This window comes from Micromonospora sp. NPDC050686 (genome assembly GCF_040654475.1).
Classification (GTDB): domain Bacteria; phylum Actinomycetota; class Actinomycetes; order Mycobacteriales; family Micromonosporaceae; genus Micromonospora.
The window spans coordinates 199,476-214,876 of record NZ_JBFAID010000003.1 but is presented as its reverse complement, the minus strand read 5'-3'; the positions used below and the strand labels follow the sequence as shown (position 1 = coordinate 214,876).

Below are 15,401 nucleotides of genomic sequence, written 5' to 3'. Positions count from 1 at the left end.
CCGGTCAGAGTCCGCCACGGCGGACCGAGGCGATCACCGAGACGGCGAGCAGCAGCGCGAACGCGGCGCCCGCCGACTCGCCGATCGAGGCGACGAAGCCCTGCCGCTGCACCAGCCAGCCGAAGAGGAACCAGCCGAAGACGGCGACGCCGGCGAGCACGTACCCGACCAGGACGGCCGTGGGTACCCCGTCTGCCGGCTGCTCGTTGTCGGCGAGCACCTCCCGATCGACCGTCATGCCGTGCCTCCCCACCCCGTACACCCTGCCCCGGGTTCCAGAGTGACACCTGATCACCACAGTGAGAAGGGCCGACGGTCCGCCGGCCAGCCCGCCGCGCGCTCGCCCCCGATGCCCCGAACGCGCGCCGGCCGGCGAACCACCCTGGCCGGGGGCGACGTCGGCGCCTCCCCCGCGACCGACACACCCGCCCTTCTGCAAGACGTTCCTGGATGCCGTCACGGTTGCGTCCGACGGGCATTTTTCTCGGGTCGATGCGCCCGCGTGCAACACTGGATGGTCGGCCTCGGGCAGGTTCACCCTGCCCCGTGGGGGCCGGCCCGGGCGAGGAGAGGACGCTGGCGTGAGCGGTGGACCACTGATCGTGCAGTCGGACAAGACCCTGCTGCTGGAGATCGACCACCCCGACGCGCAGGCGTGCCGGATGGCCATCGCGCCCTTCGCCGAGCTGGAACGCTCCCCCGAGCACGTGCACACCTACCGGCTGACCCCGCTGGGGTTGTGGAACGCCCGGGCCGCCGGCCACGACGCCGAGGGCGTGGTCGACTCCCTGATCAAGTACTCCCGCTACCCGGTGCCGCACGCGCTGCTGGTGGACGTGGCGGAGACCATGGACCGGTACGGCCGGTTGCAGCTCGCCAACGACCCGGCGCACGGCCTGGTGCTGCGCGCCCTGGACCAGGTGGTGCTGGTCGAGGTGGCGAAGAGCAAGAAGCTCGCCGGGATGCTCGGCAACAAGATCGACGACGACACCATCCAGGTGCACCCGTCGGAGCGGGGCCGGCTGAAGCAGGCGCTGCTGAAGCTGGGCTGGCCGGCGGAGGACCTGGCCGGTTACGTGGACGGCGAGGCGCACCCGATCGAGCTGGCCGAGGCCGGCAAGGACGGCGGCAAGCCGTTCACCCTGCGCTCGTACCAGCGGGAGGCCGTGGAAGCGTTCTGGGCCGGCGGCTCGGGTGTGGTGGTGCTGCCCTGCGGCGCCGGCAAGACGCTGGTCGGGGCGGCGGCGATGGCCGAGGCGAAGGCCACCACGCTGATCCTGGTGACGAACACGGTGGCGGGCCGGCAGTGGAAGCGGGAGCTGATCGCCCGCACCTCGCTGACCGAGGAGGAAATCGGCGAATATTCGGGCGAGCGCAAGGAGATCCGCCCGGTCACCATCGCCACGTACCAGGTGCTCACCGCGCGGCGCGGCGGCGCGTTCACCCACCTGGACCTGTTCGGGGCCCGCGACTGGGGCCTGGTCGTCTACGACGAGGTGCACCTGCTGCCCGCGCCGATCTTCCGCTTCACCGCGGACCTCCAGGCCCGCCGCCGGCTGGGCCTCACGGCGACTCTGGTACGCGAGGACGGCCGGGAGGGCGACGTGTTCAGCCTGATCGGCCCGAAGCGGTACGACGCGCCGTGGAAGGACATCGAGCAGCAGGGCTGGATCGCCCCCGCCGAGTGCACCGAGGTACGGGTGACGCTGACCGACGCGGAACGGATGTCGTACGCGACGGCGGAGGCCGAGGAGCGCTACCGGATGGCGGCTACCGCGCGCACGAAGCTGCCGGTGGTGCGGGCTCTGGTGCAGCGGCACCCTCAGGAGCAGGTGCTGGTGATCGGTGGCTTCCTCGACCAGTTGCACCAGCTCGGGGAATACCTGGACGCGCCGATCATCCAGGGCTCGACGACCAACAAGGAGCGGGAGCGGCTGTTCGACGCGTTCCGTTCCGGTGAGGTGCGCACGTTGGTGATCTCGAAGGTGGGGAACTTCTCGATCGACCTGCCGGAGGCGGCGGTGGCGATCCAGGTGTCCGGCACGTTCGGGTCGCGGCAGGAGGAGGCGCAGCGGCTGGGGCGGGTGCTGCGGCCGAAGGCGGACGGGCGGCAGGCCCACTTCTACACGGTGGTGTCCCGGGACACGATCGACACCGAGTACGCGGCGCACCGGCAGCGGTTCCTGGCGGAGCAGGGGTACGCGTACACGATCGTGGACGCTGACGACGTGCTCGGGCCGTCGCTGCCCTCCTTCGACTGAGGCGCGCTTCGGACGGCCCCCGACGCGGGGCTGATGGCCCCGGATGCGGGATTCTGCGGTATCCCGGCCGTCTGACACCATCACATCCCGCATGCAGGGGTGGATCTAGCGGGCGTCGAGCAGCGGTCGGCAGCGTCAGGCGGCGCGGAGCTTGCGAAGGACGTACTGGTTGAGGCTCATCCCGTCCTCGGCGGCCTGGATAGCCAGCTCGCGGTGCAGGCTCTCACCGACCCGGAGGTTGAACTTGCCCGAGTAGTGGCGGTCGGCGAACGGCTGCGGCACCTGCTCGCCCTGCTCCTCCATGTCGGCGATCACGTCGCTCAACATGGCTTCGAGCCCTTGCAGCGCCTCGATCTGCGAGGGTGCCAGCCAGGAGAGGGAGGGGAACTCCGCGCAGGTGGCGACGAACTCCCGATCCTCGGCGGACCAGGTGACGCGGTAGGTGTAGTGGGTGATCTCGGGACGGGCACCGGGCTGCTGCATCACATGGCCTCCTTCTTGTCGATCGCCTTGAGCACCTGCCGGACCTGATACGCCTTGGCCTTGCCCTTGTCGTCCTGGATGTTGACCCGCGGGTCGCCGGGCCAGGGCATCTTGAAGACCGCATGGGAGGTGCCAGCCTGCCGGGGCTTACCGAAGTAGTGCTCGCAGACCCGGTAGAGGTCGTTGTAGGAGACGTTCTGCTGGTTCTTGCGCAGCGCCTCGACAAGCTTGGCTACGGCCGGCACCCCGATACGGTACTGCGGGCGGTACCATAGGCGCAATCACCCGTCGAATAGCTTGCCCGTTGGCTGCGGGGAGAGGTAGGCCGTCGATGACGTTCACCGCGGAGTGCGTGCGCTCGGGCGGATGGTGGGCGATCACCGTGCCGGAGATCAAGGGCGTCTTCTCCCAGGCTCGTCATCTCGACGAGGTGGAAGCGATGGCACGGGAAGCCATCGCCCTCATGCTCGACGTCGACCCGCACACCTTCGACGTCGATCTGCATCGTGACCTGCCACAAGAGCCGGCCGGCAACTGATCCGCGCCGCAGCGCTTCGCGGGCTGACTGGGCGATCAACCCCGATCGGACTCGGCGACAAAGACACCGCGGCCCGGCCGCCCCACCAGCACACCCTGCTCACGGAGCGTCGCCACCGCTCGATGGATCGTCGACACCGAGACGTCGTAGTGGTCGGACAGCTGCTGAGTGGACGGGATCTGCGACCCGGGCTGGAACTCACCCTCTTCGATCCGCCTCAGCAGATCCTTGATCAACTCACCCATAGTTGGCGGAATCGGCACGTGGAGGCCCCTTGCAGTCGGTTGGCCCCCCCAGTATCGAGCAACAGGTGAAACAGCGGCAATAACTGACGTAGGAGCGGCAGGCAAGCGTCGACAGCCAGATTCGACAGGTAAGAGAGCGTTGACAGAGGTGAGAGGTATCGGTACCGTCGCTCTCGGTGATGCGGTGCTGCTGCGGTCGGTTGGCGCCTCTCGTACCGGTCTCGCATCGCCGTCGAGACCTCACCCTCCGCGCTCCCCCGGCGCGGCCCTGCCGCCCTACCCACCGGGCGGCAGGCAAGGGGCGGTCTCCGCCGGTCGTAAGCGGCGGAGACCGCCCCTCCCCCCCCCCCACGATCCGCGGCCTTCACGAAGGGCGGTCACCTCGTGCGCAACCTGCTCCGCCGGCACCACGCTCCGCAACCAGCCCCGACCCACAAGACGCCGATGAACCGTCCCCCGCTGCGCCCCTGGCAGGTGCGGGAGCGCTGCTTCAACGTCCGCCGGCACGGCCTCGACCCGGCCGAGATCCGCGCCTTCCTGCACCGGGTCGCCGATGAACTGGCCGTCGCGCAGACCGCCCTGGTCGCGGTGCAGGAGGAGAACGTACGCATCAAGAACGCCCTGCGGGATTGGCAGAGCGCCCAGTCGGCGAACCGTCGCTACCGATGACCGAGCGTTGGGTGATCCACCTGCCGGTCACGGTGCCGGACCTGCACCGCGCGCGGATCTTCGCGCGTACCGCCGCTCGGGTGTTGGCCCAGCTCAGCGCCCGGGTCGAGCCGGGCGGGGTGACCGTGTCGGCCGAGGACCAGCAGTGCGTACGCCATTGGGTCTTCTGCGACCGGCCGCTACCGGACGGCGGCGGGCGGTGTGCGCTGCCGGTGGACCATGCCTCGGCCTGCGTGCGGCGGGCGCCGTGGCTCCGCCGCCGATGACGGCTCGATTCGGCCATGGTTATCGCGACCCGGGTCAGCGGCGCAGCAGCGTCTCCCGGCCCATGTGGGAGAGCTTCTCCGGGTTGCGGACGGCGTACAGGCCGGTGATGCGACCGGCCTCCAGGTGCACCGCCACCACCGTGTCCAGCTCCCCGTCGAGCCGGACGATCAGCGCCGGATAGCCGTTGACCTCGGTCGGCTCCATCGACGCCCGGTGGCCGACCCGGCCCCACCCGGCGGTCATCAGCCGGGCCACCTTGTCGCCGCCCACGATGGGCCGCAGCACTGCCTGCTTGATCCCGCCGCCGTCGGCCAGCAGGACGGCGTCCCCGGCGAGGATGCCGAGCAGCCCCTGCAGGTCGCCCGTCTCGACCGCCCGGCGGAACGCGTCCAGCGCGTCCCGGGTCTCGGCGGGGGACACCACCTGGCGGGGCCGGCGGGCCGCGACGTGCGCGCGGGCCCGGTGGGCGATCTGGCGTACGGCGGGTTGGCTCTTGTCGACCGCCTCGGCGATCTCGTCGTACCCGACGTCGAACACCTCGCGCAGCACGAACACCGCCCGCTCGATCGGGGCGAGAGTCTCCAGCACCAGCAGCATCGCCATCGAGACGCTGTCGGCCAGGGCCACGTCGTCGGCCACGTCAGGGGTGGTGAGCAGCGGCTCCGGCAGCCAGGAGCCGACGTACGACTCCTTGCGGCGGCCCAGCGTGCGCAGCCGGCCCAACGCCTGCCGGGTGGTGACGCGGACCAGGTAGGCGCGCTGGTCACGTACCTCGTCGAGGTCGACCCCCGACCACCGCAACCAGGTCTCCTGGAGGACGTCCTCGGCGTCGGCGGCCGAGCCGAGCATCTCGTACGCGACGGTGAAGAGCAGGTTGCGGTGGCGCAGGAACGCCTCGGTGGCCGGGTCCGGCCGGTCGCCCCGGTCGCCGTCCCCGGTTCCGCGCTGTGCCGTGCCCACCATCGGTGACTCCCGTTCGCTCTCGACCATGCCCCCCATCAGATGCCGGGCCCGGCGGATCTGTGACAGCGGGTGGCGGTGGCGGTCGTCACGTGCAGCATCCCGTCACAGGGGTCCGGCCGCCGGTATCTCGTGTTCGTTCCAGGCCACCACGAGTGAGGACGGATCATGGACGCCCGATTCAACATGTTCGACAACGAGACCGCCATGAAGTTTTTCAAGCGGTTCGCCAACGCCGGCATGGCGGTCCAGCAGTCGCCACTGCCGAAGTCGACGCAGGAGCTGGTGTCGCTGCGGGCCAGCCAGATCAACGGCTGCGGCTGGTGCATCGACATGCACGTCAAGGAGGCGGTGGCCGGCGGTGAGGACCCCATCCGGCTGCACCTGGTCGCCGCCTGGCGCGAGTCGACGGTCTTCACCGAGGCGGAGCAGGCCGCGCTGGCGCTCGCCGAGGAGGGCACCCGGCTCGCCGACGCCTCCCAGGGGGTGTCCGACGAGACGTGGGCGCAGGTGCGCAAGCACTACGACGACGACCAGGTCGCCGCGCTGATCTGCCTGGTCGCGCTGATCAACGCAGCCAACCGGCTCGCCGTGATCGTGCATCAGAAGGGCGGCTCGTACCAGCCCGGCATGTTCGCCGCCGCGTTCGACTGACCGACCGGTCCGGCCCGGCCCGGCCTTGGGATCGTCCCGGGCCGGGCCAGCCGCCGGCTATCCGACGTACCAGTCGAACAGCTCCCAGCCGGGCGGCGTCGCCATGACCAGCAGCATCAGTACGCTCGCCGCGCTGACCGCCGCCAGCGGACGCCACTGGCGCCGCGTGGCACGACGAGCAACTGCGTCCATACCAGTGCCGGCGCCCACCGGCTGCCGCGTACGTCCATCGTGGTCCGCATCGCGGCAGGATAGCGAAAACGGAGGGTGACGGGCCGCCCGCGCGGCCCGTCACCCTCCGACCGGGCTCGGGTTACTGCTTCCCGCCACCGGCGCGGAACGCGACCCAGGCGTCGCTCATCCGCTCCGCCTGGCCCGGGGTGAACATGTTCATGCAGGAGTCCTGCGTGTAGTCCATGAAGTTGTGAATCGGGTCCAGGCCCGGCGCGGTGCAGCTGTCCGCGCCGACCGGGCAGTTGAACTGCGGGTGCGCCTCGCGCGGGGTGTCCGCGACGAAGTCGCCGGAGGCGGAGCAGCCGTGCGCGAAGGTGTGCTCCAGCATCAGCCAGTGCCCGACCTCGTGGGTCAGCGTGTCACCCAGGGCGTACTTGCCGGCCGTGCCGCCCGGCATCGACTCGTCGAGCATCACCACGCCGTCGATGTAGTCGCGGCCGTTGTTGTAACCCTTCGGGAAGTACGCCCAGCCGAGCAGGCCGCCGCCGATGTTCGCCGCGTACACGTTGAGGGTGCGGGCGTCGCCGGTGTACAGCGCCTTCTTCATGTCCCGCTCGTTCTTGCCCGGCACGACGGTGTACCAGGCGCTGTTCACCGTCCAGGTCGTGTCGACCAGGTCGAACCGGAACGGCGTGTCGGAGGCGTCCGCCGCCGTCTTGCCGGAGAACGAGTCGTTGAGCACCTTCATCTGCGCCGCGATCAGCGTGTTCCACCGGGTCGTCTCGGCCGCGGTGAGCGGGTGGTCGGAGACCATGTGGAACACGGTGGGCACGGTGACGCTGCCGTTGGGCAGGCGCGGGGCGTCCTTGAGCACGCCGTACGCGTTCGCCTCGTTCTTCGAGTACAGCTCCGGCTCCTGGGCGGTGGCGCCCTCCTTGACCCGGGCCACCGTGTGCGCCTCAGCTCCGGGCGCACACTCGGCGACAGCGGGCGAGGGGCTGGCCGGTGCCGCCGAGGCGACCGCCCCGGCAGCGCCACCGCCCGCCAGGAACGTCGCCGCGGTGGCGGTGAGTACGGCTAACTGAAACGGTCTCCTGCGCATCGTTTCACCTTTCACGCATGGGGGGTGGGCGGCGAGGCGGAATGGACGAGGGCCGCCGCCACGACGAGGTCAGTGACGCTCGTCGTACTCCGGTATCAGAACATGTCACAGGTCGTTCACAACAGGCCCACGAGCAGGAACCTGGACCGAACGGCGGACGCCATGGTCGCCGGGTCGGCCACCCGACGTCGACCGGCGGGGCGGTGAAGAGGGGCTTTACCAGCCGGAAAGCGGGCGGCAACACCGGGGAGACGACCCGTCGTGACGATCACCGGCGGCGCCAACTCGGTGCCTCACGGCGGTCCCACGTGCCCGCCCACCTGGCAAGACGGGAGCCTTCATGCTCAACAGAACCCATACCATCGAGACACCGTCCAGCACCGATGACCAGCGGCCCGGATTCAGCCGCCGGGCCCTGCTCGGTGGCAGCGCCGCCGCCGCGGGCGCGACAGTGGCCGGCCTGGTCGTCGCGCAGCCGGCCGCAGCCTCTCCCGACAGCACCCTGGAACTACTCAAGAAGTTGCCACCGGTCGGCAAGATCCCGCGCCGGGCGCGGATCGTCGACTACGAGATCAGCGAGCTGATCGTCCTGCTCCGGGCGAAGATGCTCACCTCTGTCGAGCTGACCAGGGCGTACCTCGACCGGATCGAGCGGCTGAACGGGCCGTTCGAGGTCTACGGCGACAACGGCGGCTACAACGCCTTCGTCCGCATCGACCGGGACGGGGCGCTGGCCCAGGCCGCGGCGGCCGACGCGCTGCTGCGCACCGACCCGAAGGCGCCGCCGCTGTGCGGCATTCCCTTCGGCATCAAGGACTCCGTCGCGGTCAAGGGGCTGGAGGCGAAGAACGGCACCCACGCGTACGACGGGAACCTCTCGCACCGGGACGCGACCGTGGTGGCCCGGCTGCGCGCCCAGGGCGCGGTAATCATCGGACACACCATCGCGTCGGCGTTCTCCGGCACCATCGCCGGCACGTTCGCCGGCAACGCCTGGAACCCGCGCTTCATCCCGGGCGGCTCCAGCCAGGGGTCCGGGGTGGCGACCGCCGCCCGGCTGGCCGCGGCCACCATCGGTGAGGAGACCGGCGGTTCCATCATCATGCCGTCGGCGGCGAACGGCGCCAGCGCCATCAAGCCGTCGCTGGGCCTGGTCTCCACCGCCGGGGTGATGCCGCTGTCCCCCGGCTACGACGTGCTCGGCCCGATCGCCCGTTCGATCCGGGACGCCTCGCTGGTGCTGGCCGCCGTCCTCGGGCCGGACGCCGCCCCCGACCCGCTCACCCTCTCCGCCCCCAACCCGTTCCCCGCCCTGCCGCTCGCCGCGCGCGGCGGCAACCGGCCACTGGCCGGCACCACCATCGGCATCCCGCAGACCGACTGGATGACCCGCGGCGGCACCGGCGTCCCGCCCGCCGACACGTACGACGGCGACTACCGCGCCGCCTTCGAACGCCTCAAGGCGGAACTGGTCGCCCTCGGGGCCACGGTCAAGGAGTTCCCCGGCCTCGACGTCACGGTGGCGGCGAACGACCCCTATTTCCGTACCTCCGAACGTATCCCGCTGCCCGACGGCACCGTGGTGTCGCCCGCCACGGCGGTGCTCAGCCCCAACCGGTACGAGATCCGCTACTGGCAGGCGGTGCAGGCGTTCGCGGAGTCGCACCCGGAGAACGCCGCCGCGTTGACCCGCCAGTTCGGCGACCTGGCCCGGGCGGCGGCCACCGCCGGCGCGATTCCCGCATCGGTACGGGACGAGGGCGAACACCGTCGGCGAACGCTCCAGGCCAACTACCAGCGGGCGCTCGACGAGGCCGGCGTCGACTTCATGCTGGTGCTGCCGATCGGCGCGCAGGTCGGGCCCCGGGTCGGCGGCACCCAACTGCCCAACTACCGCACCTTCTACCAGCTCCCGAACGCGCTCACCTGGCCCATGGTGACCTTCCCGATCGGCTACGACAGCACCGAAGGGCTGCCGATCAACGCCGCCTTCTGGGGTCCGCGCTTCTCCGAGCCGGCCCTGGTGCAGGCCGCACTGGACTACCAGGACCGGCACCCGCAACACCACCGGGCGGCCCCGCCCGACCCGGTCTTCGCGCCCCGGCAGCAGGCCCGCTCCCTGGCCCCCGGGCAGGAGACGGTGCCGCCGGAGCTGTCCAACGACCCGCTGATCGCCGAGGAGGCCTGGTCGTGACCGAGCCGTTCCTGACCGTGCAGTGGCAGCCGCTGCTCAACGCGGGTTTCCCGCTGCCCGACCCGGACGAGGCGCCGGCACCGGCGCTCACCGTCGAGTGGGGGCCGAAGCTCGGCACCAGCTGGTACGCGTACGGCGACGCCCGCTCCGCGCAGACCGACACTCGCTGACGAGCCACGCCCGCCCGCCGGCCTCCCCGCCCCCAGGTTCCTCCGCCGAGGCCGGCGGGCGCTCGCGCCCGATGCCGCCCCACCCTCCGTCGCACCGACAGCCGCGGTGGCTCAGCGGTAGCAGCGCCAGGCGTACGGGTCGCCGGCGTCGGACGTCCGCGCATAGGCATCCGGCTCGTACGCCTCCCGGCAGGCCACGTCCAGGTCGACGCTGGCGGTGGAGAGGAACCGCGCGCACTGCCAACCGCCGTCGCGCCGGGAACTCGCCGAGCCTCCGCCGTGCCGGTCGCAGTACCGCTGGACCAGGTCCGTCACTCCCGGGCCGTTCGCCGGCCCGAGCAGTACCGGCCCCGGGTTCTGCGTCCGCGTCGGCGTCGGGCCGGCGGTCGACGTGGCCGACCGGGTGACGCCGGGCCTGCCGGCAGGCGTGCCGGTCGCCCTGACCGACGGGGTGGCGGCCGCCGTTGCGGACGGGGTGCCGGTAGCCGTGACCGACGGGGTGCCGGTGGGCGTGGCGCTCGGCGCGGCGGAGGTGCTGCCCGGTGTCGCGGAAGCTGCCGGCGCCGACGGGGTTTCCTGCACGGTCCCCACCGGCACATCGGACACCGCCGGAACGGACGCGCCGGCCGCCGCCGGCTCGACGGTGTCCGGCGCTCGGCCGAGCCCCCGGGAGAAGACCAGCGCGCAGATCAGCGACGCCAGCCCGAGCCCGCAGACCGAGATCAGCCAGACCGGCCGGCCGCCGGATCGCCGGGCGGCTTGACGGTGCGGGCCACCGACGGCTCGGGCGGTCCCGTCGGCGGAACGAGTGGTCCACCTGTCGGCCACGATCGCCGGCCTCCTCGGAGATCACAGGTACGGAAAACCCCGTCACTCTACTCACCATCCACCGAACGGCGCACGGGCCGTCCGGCGAACGGCTGAGACCGGCGAAGACGAACAGCCGCCCGAGCGGACTCGGCCGGCGATGGTCGTCAGAGGACGCGGGTGATCCGCTCGGCGGCAATCCGGGCGTCGAGCCGCGCCCGGTCCAGGTTCGCGCAGATCACCACCGAGGCGCCGGCCGACAGCGGGGCGAGCAGCCACTTCAGCGGCTGCTCGTGCTCGGCGGCGTCGACCAGCAGCCGGTCACCGCGCCCCAGGTCGAGCTGCTGGGCGAACTCCGCCGCGAGCTGTCCCCAGGCCCCGTAGCTGGTGCCGTCGGGGGTGGCCGGGCCGGCCGGGTCGACGGCGGCGTGGTCGGGTGGAGCGTCGGCGTGCCGGAGCACCTCCGTGGACCAGTCCAGCCAGCCCACCGGCACCTCGGCCAGCGGCCCCGGCGCGGTGCCGACCAGGTAACGGTGCACCCCGTCGGGCACGTCCTCCAGCCAGTCGTCGCGCCGCTGCGGGGTCACGAACACCGCGTCGTACGGCCGGTCGGCGCCCGGCTCGAGCACCGGCAGCCCGGCGGTGGCCCGCGGCCGGAACGACACCGCCATCCCCGTCGCCCACGCCCCGATCAGCACCGCCGCCGTACGCCAGTGCGGCGGCAGCAGCACCGCGATCCGACTGCCGGGGCGAAGAGCGCACCCGTCCCGCAGCAGGCCCGCGCTGCGCGCCGCCCAGCCGCCGAGCTGCCGCGCGGTCAGCTCCACCCGCTCACCGGTGGCGTCGTCACACCAGGTCAGCAGCGGCGTCCCGGCAGCGGGCGACGACCCGTCCGGTACGCCTGCGGGCGCGGTCATCAGGTCCATCGGGCACTCCCCCACTCCGGATCACCCCACTCCACTGTATTTAGCGGCCCGGGTCAACGGGCGGGCAGCTCGGGACCACCGTCGAGCAGCGGAGCCAGCAGGTCGCCGTCCTTCTCGACCCGCTTGAGCACCTCACCTGCGGTGTAGGGGCGGGTGGCCGGCCGCTTACCCGCCGCGCCAGCCGCCACCTCGTCCCAGGTCAACGGGGTCGACACCGACGGCACCGCCTGCGCGCGCAGCGAGTACGGCGCCACCGTCGTCTTCGCCGCGTTGTTCTGGCTCCAGTCGATGAAGACCTTCCCCGGCCGCAGGTTCTTCGCCATCTTCGACACGATCAGCCTCGGGTGTTCCTTCTCCAACTCCTGCGCGATCCGCTTCGCGTACGCCGAGACGTCGTCGGCGTCCTGCGTCCCCGCGATCGGGCAGCAGAGCTGCATCCCCTTCTTGCCCGACGTCTTCGGGTAGGAGTCGATGCCGTCGTCGGCCAGCCGGTCCCGCATCAGCAGGGCCACCTCGCAGCACTGCCGCAGCGCCGCCGGGGCGCCCGGGTCCAGGTCGACCACCATCATGTCCGGGTGCTCCCCGACCTTCCACTGCGGCGTGTGCAGCTCCAGGGCGGCGAGGTTGGCCAGCCAGACCAGGGTGGGCAGCTCGTCGCAGACCACGTAGTCGATGGTCTCCCGGCCCTTGGTGGAGCCGGGGGCGGGCAGCGTCTCGGTGCGTACCCATCTGGGGGTCGCGGCCGGGGCGTTCTTCTCGAAGAACGACCCGCCGTCGGTGCCGTTGGGGAACCGGATCCGGGTCAGCGCCCGGTCGGCCAGGTGGGGCAGCAGCACCGGGGCGATCCGGGTGTAGTAGTCGATCACCTCGCCCTTGGTGAAGCCGGCCTTCGGATAGAGCACCTTGTCCAGGTTGGACAATTCCAGCGCCCGCCCCTCGACCTCCACCTTCAACCGCTCAGGCACCGTCGACCACCTCCTCCGCCGGTTTGTCCGGGCGCAGCCGCAGAATCCGCGGGAAGCGCAGCCGCCCGTCCGGGGTGCGCTGCCCGTACTTCACCTCCACCACCACCCGGGGCGTTACCCAGATCGCCCCCCGGGCATCCTCGCGCGGCACGTCCCCGGCGAACGGCGACCCGCCGGCGCGCAGCGGCTCCAACTCGCGCAGCAACTCCCGCTCGATGGCCGCGCCGATCCCGCCGCCGACCCGCCCCCGGTAGACCAGCCGGCCGTCCGGCCCGGGCACCCCGACCAGCAGCCCGCCGATCTTGCGGGCGCCCGGCCGCCAGCCGCCCACCACGAAGTCGCCGGTGACCTCCAGCTTGACCTTCACCCAGTCCGGCGAGCGGACCCCCGGCCGGTAGGCCGAGTCGACCCGCTTGGCCATCACCCCCTCCAGGCCGTGCTCACCCGCCGCCTGGTAGGTGGCCGGGCCGTCGGGGAAGGCCGGCGGGACCGCCCACCGGGCGGCGCCGAGCCCGAGCGCCTCCAGCTCGGCCCGCCGCTCCCGGTAGGGCAGCCCGGTCAGGTCCCGGCCGCGCAGCCGCAACAGGTCGAAGATCATGTACGTGACGGGTACGCCCGCCGCCAGCCGGGCCGCCTTCGCCGCGTTGCGCACGTGCATCCGCTCGGCCAGGGCGGTGAACGAGGGCTGGCCGTCGGTGAAGAGGACCACCTCGCCGTCCAGCAGCGCGTCGTCGACCTGCTCGGCCAGGGTGATCAGTTCCGGGTACGCGACGGTGATGTCCACGCCGCTGCGGGCGTACAGGTGCTGGCGGTGGTTGACGATGTCGGCGAGCGCGCGGATGCCGTCCCACTTGAACTCGTACGCCCAGCCGGCGCCGACCGGGAGCTGCCCGGTCATCGCGAGCATCGGCTTCAACGGCGCGCCGGGCACCTTCTGACTGTAGTTGCACGCGGAAGCGCGTGCGTCCCGTTCGATCATTTGCGATTCTGGTCAGAACCGGGGAGAGGAGCGCGGGATGCGGGCGATCTGGAAGGGAGCGGTGTCGTTCGGCCTGGTGTCGATCGGGGTGAAGGTCTACTCGGCCACCGAGGAGAAGGACATCCGGTTCCATCAGGTGCACCGCGAGGACGGCGGCCGGATCCGTTACAAGCGCACCTGCCAGGTCTGCGGCGAGGAGGTCACCTACGACGACATCGCCAAGGGGTACGACATCGGCGGCGGGGAGATGGTCATCCTCACCGACGAGGACTTCGCCGACCTGCCGCTTTCCACCTCGCACGCGATCGACGTGCTGGAGTTCGTCCCCGCCGAGCAGGTCGACCCGATCCTCTACAACAAGGCGTACTTCCTCGAACCGGAGGGCACGGCGGCCAAGCCGTACGTGCTGCTGCGCAACGCCCTGGCCGACTCCGAGCGGGTGGCGATCGTCAAGGTGGCGCTGCGCCAGCGGGAGCAGCTCGCCACCCTGCGCGTACGCGAGGGGGTGCTGCTGCTCAACACGATGCTCTGGCCCGACGAGATCCGTACCCCCGATTTCGGCTTCCTGGACGAGGACCTGAAGGTCCGGCCCCCGGAACTGGCCATGGCCAGCTCCCTGATCGACTCGATGGCCGGCGAGTTCGAGCCGGACGCCTTCACCGACGACTACCGGGCGGCGTTGCAGGAGGTCATCGACGCCAAGGTCGAGGGCCGGGAGGTCGTCCAGCCGGCGGAGGAAGAGGCCGCGCCGGCCGCCGCGGTGGACCTGATGGCCGCGCTGCGGGCGTCCGTGGACCGGGCCCGGGCGGCCCGGGGCGAGCCGACCGGCGGCGGGGCCGAGCCCACCCCGATCTCGGCGGCCCGCTCGGCGCAGAAGAAGGCCGCCCCGGCGAAGAAGGCCCCGGCGAAGAAGACCGCCGAGAAGAAGGCCGCCGCCAAGAAGGCCGAGCCGGCGAAGAAGGCGGCGGCCAAGCAGACGGCCGAGAAGAAGGCCGCCAAGGCGCCGGCGAAGAAGGCGGCCAAGAAGACCGCCCCCCGCAAGACCGCCTGACCAGGCACCCCGCCTACGGCGGCCGACTCACCGAGATCGCCCAGCTCACGCGATTGCTCACAGCTCACCCATCCTGCACAACGCACCCCAGGCAGCCCGCCACGCGCAGCCGCCGCAGGCTGCTCACTGGCCACACCCGTCAACAAGGCCCTCTCCTCTACCAATGCGTTAAGCGGGGGCCCCTCCTTCCACTAGGGGGGTGGGAGGTGCGGCGGGTACCGTGTGCGCTGGCCCCGGCACCGGCCGCCCGGGCTCATCCACCTCACCGCAGGGAGTCGACGACGTGAGCGAACAGGTGCAGAACGCCCCGGGCACCAAGCGGGAGCGGCGGCTGGCCGCCCAGCTGGCGGCAAAGAAGGCCGCCGAGGCGAAGCGCCGCCGCCAGGCGATGCTCGGCGCCGCCGCCGGCGTGATCGCCGTGGTGGCCCTGATCGGCGGCATCGTCTGGCTGGCCGACGGCGGCGACGACGACAAGCAGCCCGCCGCCAACGCCTCCGCCAGCGCCCCGGCCGACCAGCCCGCCGACCAGCCCGCCGATCAGCCCACGGACCAGCCGGCCCCCGGCCAGCTGCCGCCGGGCACGGACCCGGCGCTGGCCAGCAAGCCGACGGTGACCGCCGGCAAGGGCGAGCTGAGCAAGCTGACCGTCACCCCGCTGGTCAAGGGCAAAGGCCCGGAGGTGAAGGCCGGCCAGACCATCACCACCAACTACGTGGGCGTGTTCTACAAGGACGGCAAGGAGTTCGACGCCTCCTGGAACGGCGGCCAGCCGGTCAGCTTCCCGATCGGCGTCGGCCAGGTCATCAAGGGCTGGGACCAGGGCCTGGTCGGGGTGCCGGTGGGCAGCCGGGTGCAGCTCGACATCCCGGCCGAGCTGGCGTACGGCAACGACTCCTCCGGTGGCCGCCCCGCCGGCCCGCTGCGCTTCGTCGTCGATGTGCTGGCTGCCCAGTAGC

At 71.8% G+C, this 15,401-nt stretch carries 21 protein-coding genes; 10 read left to right on the top strand and 11 right to left on the bottom strand.

Annotated features, from left to right (window positions below; translation table 11 throughout):
• Positions 1-4: 4 nt before the first annotated feature.
• Positions 5-238 (bottom strand): hypothetical protein, encoded by a 234-nt coding sequence (locus tag AB0H57_RS04815; protein ID WP_357502683.1) that lies wholly within the window; start codon positions 236-238, stop codon positions 5-7.
• A 343-nt stretch (positions 239-581) separates the two neighbouring features.
• On the opposite strand from AB0H57_RS04815, the gene AB0H57_RS04810 reads away from it, so the two are divergent.
• Entirely contained in the window at positions 582-2,261 is a 1,680-nt protein-coding gene (locus AB0H57_RS04810; protein WP_357502681.1) for a DNA repair helicase XPB, read from the top strand.
• Between the two features lie 135 nt (positions 2,262-2,396).
• Here AB0H57_RS04810 and AB0H57_RS04805 read toward each other — a convergent pair whose 3' ends face one another.
• The gene (locus tag AB0H57_RS04805) at positions 2,397-2,744 is read right to left on the bottom strand and encodes a toxin-antitoxin system HicB family antitoxin (protein ID WP_357502679.1); all 348 of its coding nucleotides are present in this window, start codon (positions 2,742-2,744) and stop codon (positions 2,397-2,399) included.
• Complete coding sequence (locus tag AB0H57_RS04800; protein WP_357502677.1) at positions 2,744-2,989, bottom strand: toxin HicA; 246 nt, start codon at positions 2,987-2,989, stop codon at positions 2,744-2,746. The genes AB0H57_RS04805 and AB0H57_RS04800 overlap by 1 nt, the downstream gene beginning before the upstream one ends.
• Before the next feature lie 86 nt (positions 2,990-3,075).
• Between AB0H57_RS04800 and AB0H57_RS04795 the strand changes: the two genes are divergently transcribed.
• Entirely contained in the window at positions 3,076-3,282 is a 207-nt protein-coding gene (locus tag AB0H57_RS04795; protein ID WP_357502675.1) for a type II toxin-antitoxin system HicB family antitoxin, read from the top strand.
• A 35-nt stretch (positions 3,283-3,317) separates the two neighbouring features.
• Here AB0H57_RS04795 and AB0H57_RS04790 read toward each other — a convergent pair whose 3' ends face one another.
• Complete coding sequence (locus tag AB0H57_RS04790) at positions 3,318-3,545, bottom strand: winged helix-turn-helix domain-containing protein (RefSeq protein WP_357502673.1); 228 nt, start codon at positions 3,543-3,545, stop codon at positions 3,318-3,320.
• 375 nt (positions 3,546-3,920) lie between these two features.
• On the opposite strand from AB0H57_RS04790, the gene AB0H57_RS04785 reads away from it, so the two are divergent.
• Entirely contained in the window at positions 3,921-4,196 is a 276-nt protein-coding gene (locus AB0H57_RS04785; RefSeq protein WP_357502855.1) for a DivIVA domain-containing protein, read from the top strand.
• Complete coding sequence (locus AB0H57_RS04780) at positions 4,193-4,462, top strand: hypothetical protein (RefSeq protein WP_357502671.1); 270 nt, start codon at positions 4,193-4,195, stop codon at positions 4,460-4,462. Before AB0H57_RS04785 ends, AB0H57_RS04780 begins: the two co-directional genes overlap by 4 nt.
• A 34-nt stretch (positions 4,463-4,496) precedes the next feature.
• On the opposite strand, the gene AB0H57_RS04775 is transcribed toward AB0H57_RS04780, so the two are convergent.
• Positions 4,497-5,426, bottom strand: coding sequence for an RNA polymerase sigma-70 factor (locus AB0H57_RS04775; protein ID WP_357502853.1), 930 nt, complete (start codon positions 5,424-5,426; stop codon positions 4,497-4,499).
• Between the two features lie 165 nt (positions 5,427-5,591).
• On the opposite strand from AB0H57_RS04775, the gene AB0H57_RS04770 reads away from it, so the two are divergent.
• Positions 5,592-6,077: a carboxymuconolactone decarboxylase family protein gene (locus tag AB0H57_RS04770; RefSeq protein WP_357502669.1), complete on the top strand. Its 486-nt coding sequence runs from the start codon at positions 5,592-5,594 to the stop codon at positions 6,075-6,077.
• Between the two features lie 57 nt (positions 6,078-6,134).
• Here AB0H57_RS04770 and AB0H57_RS04765 read toward each other — a convergent pair whose 3' ends face one another.
• Together AB0H57_RS04765 and AB0H57_RS04760 are read right to left on the bottom strand one after the other, a co-directional pair.
• Positions 6,135-6,269, bottom strand: a complete 135-nt coding sequence (locus AB0H57_RS04765; protein ID WP_357502667.1) for a hypothetical protein — start codon at positions 6,267-6,269, stop codon at positions 6,135-6,137.
• A 121-nt stretch (positions 6,270-6,390) separates the two neighbouring features.
• A complete protein-coding gene (locus AB0H57_RS04760; RefSeq protein ID WP_357502665.1) occupies positions 6,391-7,353 on the bottom strand; it encodes a zinc metalloprotease in 963 nt (320 codons plus the stop codon).
• Positions 7,354-7,693: 340 nt separating this feature from the next.
• On the opposite strand from AB0H57_RS04760, the gene AB0H57_RS04755 reads away from it, so the two are divergent.
• Positions 7,694-9,547 (top strand): amidase, encoded by a 1,854-nt coding sequence (locus AB0H57_RS04755; protein WP_357502663.1) that lies wholly within the window; start codon positions 7,694-7,696, stop codon positions 9,545-9,547.
• On the top strand, positions 9,544-9,717 hold the full coding sequence (locus AB0H57_RS04750; protein ID WP_357502661.1) for a hypothetical protein: 174 nt from the start codon (positions 9,544-9,546) through the stop codon (positions 9,715-9,717). Before AB0H57_RS04755 ends, AB0H57_RS04750 begins: the two co-directional genes overlap by 4 nt.
• A 111-nt stretch (positions 9,718-9,828) precedes the next feature.
• Here the strand turns inward: AB0H57_RS04750 and AB0H57_RS04745 are convergent, their stop codons facing one another.
• On the bottom strand, positions 9,829-10,032 hold the full coding sequence (locus AB0H57_RS04745; protein WP_357502659.1) for a hypothetical protein: 204 nt from the start codon (positions 10,030-10,032) through the stop codon (positions 9,829-9,831).
• 76 nt (positions 10,033-10,108) lie between these two features.
• Between AB0H57_RS04745 and AB0H57_RS04740 the strand changes: the two genes are divergently transcribed.
• A complete protein-coding gene (locus AB0H57_RS04740) occupies positions 10,109-10,480 on the top strand; it encodes a hypothetical protein (RefSeq protein ID WP_357502657.1) in 372 nt (123 codons plus the stop codon).
• Between the two features lie 211 nt (positions 10,481-10,691).
• Here the strand turns inward: AB0H57_RS04740 and AB0H57_RS04735 are convergent, their stop codons facing one another.
• The 3 genes from AB0H57_RS04735 to ligD (AB0H57_RS04725) form a co-directional block, all read right to left on the bottom strand.
• Positions 10,692-11,441: a TIGR03089 family protein gene (locus AB0H57_RS04735; protein ID WP_357502851.1), complete on the bottom strand. Its 750-nt coding sequence runs from the start codon at positions 11,439-11,441 to the stop codon at positions 10,692-10,694.
• A 62-nt stretch (positions 11,442-11,503) separates the two neighbouring features.
• Positions 11,504-12,415, bottom strand: coding sequence for a non-homologous end-joining DNA ligase (gene ligD / locus AB0H57_RS04730; RefSeq protein ID WP_357502655.1), 912 nt, complete (start codon positions 12,413-12,415; stop codon positions 11,504-11,506).
• Complete coding sequence (ligD, locus tag AB0H57_RS04725) at positions 12,408-13,346, bottom strand: non-homologous end-joining DNA ligase (protein ID WP_357502653.1); 939 nt, start codon at positions 13,344-13,346, stop codon at positions 12,408-12,410. Before ligD (AB0H57_RS04725) ends, ligD (AB0H57_RS04730) begins: the two co-directional genes overlap by 8 nt.
• A gap of 85 nt (positions 13,347-13,431) precedes the next feature.
• On the opposite strand from ligD (AB0H57_RS04725), the gene AB0H57_RS04720 reads away from it, so the two are divergent.
• Together AB0H57_RS04720 and AB0H57_RS04715 are read left to right on the top strand one after the other, a co-directional pair.
• Positions 13,432-14,445 (top strand): Ku protein, encoded by a 1,014-nt coding sequence (locus AB0H57_RS04720; protein WP_357502651.1) that lies wholly within the window; start codon positions 13,432-13,434, stop codon positions 14,443-14,445.
• Between the two features lie 283 nt (positions 14,446-14,728).
• A complete protein-coding gene (locus tag AB0H57_RS04715) occupies positions 14,729-15,400 on the top strand; it encodes an FKBP-type peptidyl-prolyl cis-trans isomerase (RefSeq protein WP_357502649.1) in 672 nt (223 codons plus the stop codon).
• Position 15,401: the final 1 nt, after the last annotated feature.

Bases quoted from the DNA above. Each gene is read 5' to 3' on its own strand.
- AB0H57_RS04735 (WP_357502851.1), bottom strand. From the start codon at position 11,441: ATGACCGCGCCCGCAGGCGTACCGGACGGGTCGTCGCCCGCTGCCGGG.
- AB0H57_RS04755 (WP_357502663.1), top strand. From the start codon at position 7,694: ATGCTCAACAGAACCCATACCATCGAGACACCGTCCAGCACCGATGAC.
- AB0H57_RS04760 (WP_357502665.1), bottom strand. From the start codon at position 7,353: ATGCGCAGGAGACCGTTTCAGTTAGCCGTACTCACCGCCACCGCGGCG.
- AB0H57_RS04795 (WP_357502675.1), top strand. From the start codon at position 3,076: ATGACGTTCACCGCGGAGTGCGTGCGCTCGGGCGGATGGTGGGCGATC.
- AB0H57_RS04780 (WP_357502671.1), top strand. From the start codon at position 4,193: ATGACCGAGCGTTGGGTGATCCACCTGCCGGTCACGGTGCCGGACCTG.
- AB0H57_RS04815 (WP_357502683.1), bottom strand. From the start codon at position 238: ATGACGGTCGATCGGGAGGTGCTCGCCGACAACGAGCAGCCGGCAGAC.
- AB0H57_RS04720 (WP_357502651.1), top strand. From the start codon at position 13,432: ATGCGGGCGATCTGGAAGGGAGCGGTGTCGTTCGGCCTGGTGTCGATC.
- AB0H57_RS04765 (WP_357502667.1), bottom strand. From the start codon at position 6,269: ATGGACGCAGTTGCTCGTCGTGCCACGCGGCGCCAGTGGCGTCCGCTG.
- AB0H57_RS04805 (WP_357502679.1), bottom strand. From the start codon at position 2,744: ATGCAGCAGCCCGGTGCCCGTCCCGAGATCACCCACTACACCTACCGC.
- AB0H57_RS04775 (WP_357502853.1), bottom strand. From the start codon at position 5,426: ATGGTGGGCACGGCACAGCGCGGAACCGGGGACGGCGACCGGGGCGAC.
- AB0H57_RS04770 (WP_357502669.1), top strand. From the start codon at position 5,592: ATGGACGCCCGATTCAACATGTTCGACAACGAGACCGCCATGAAGTTT.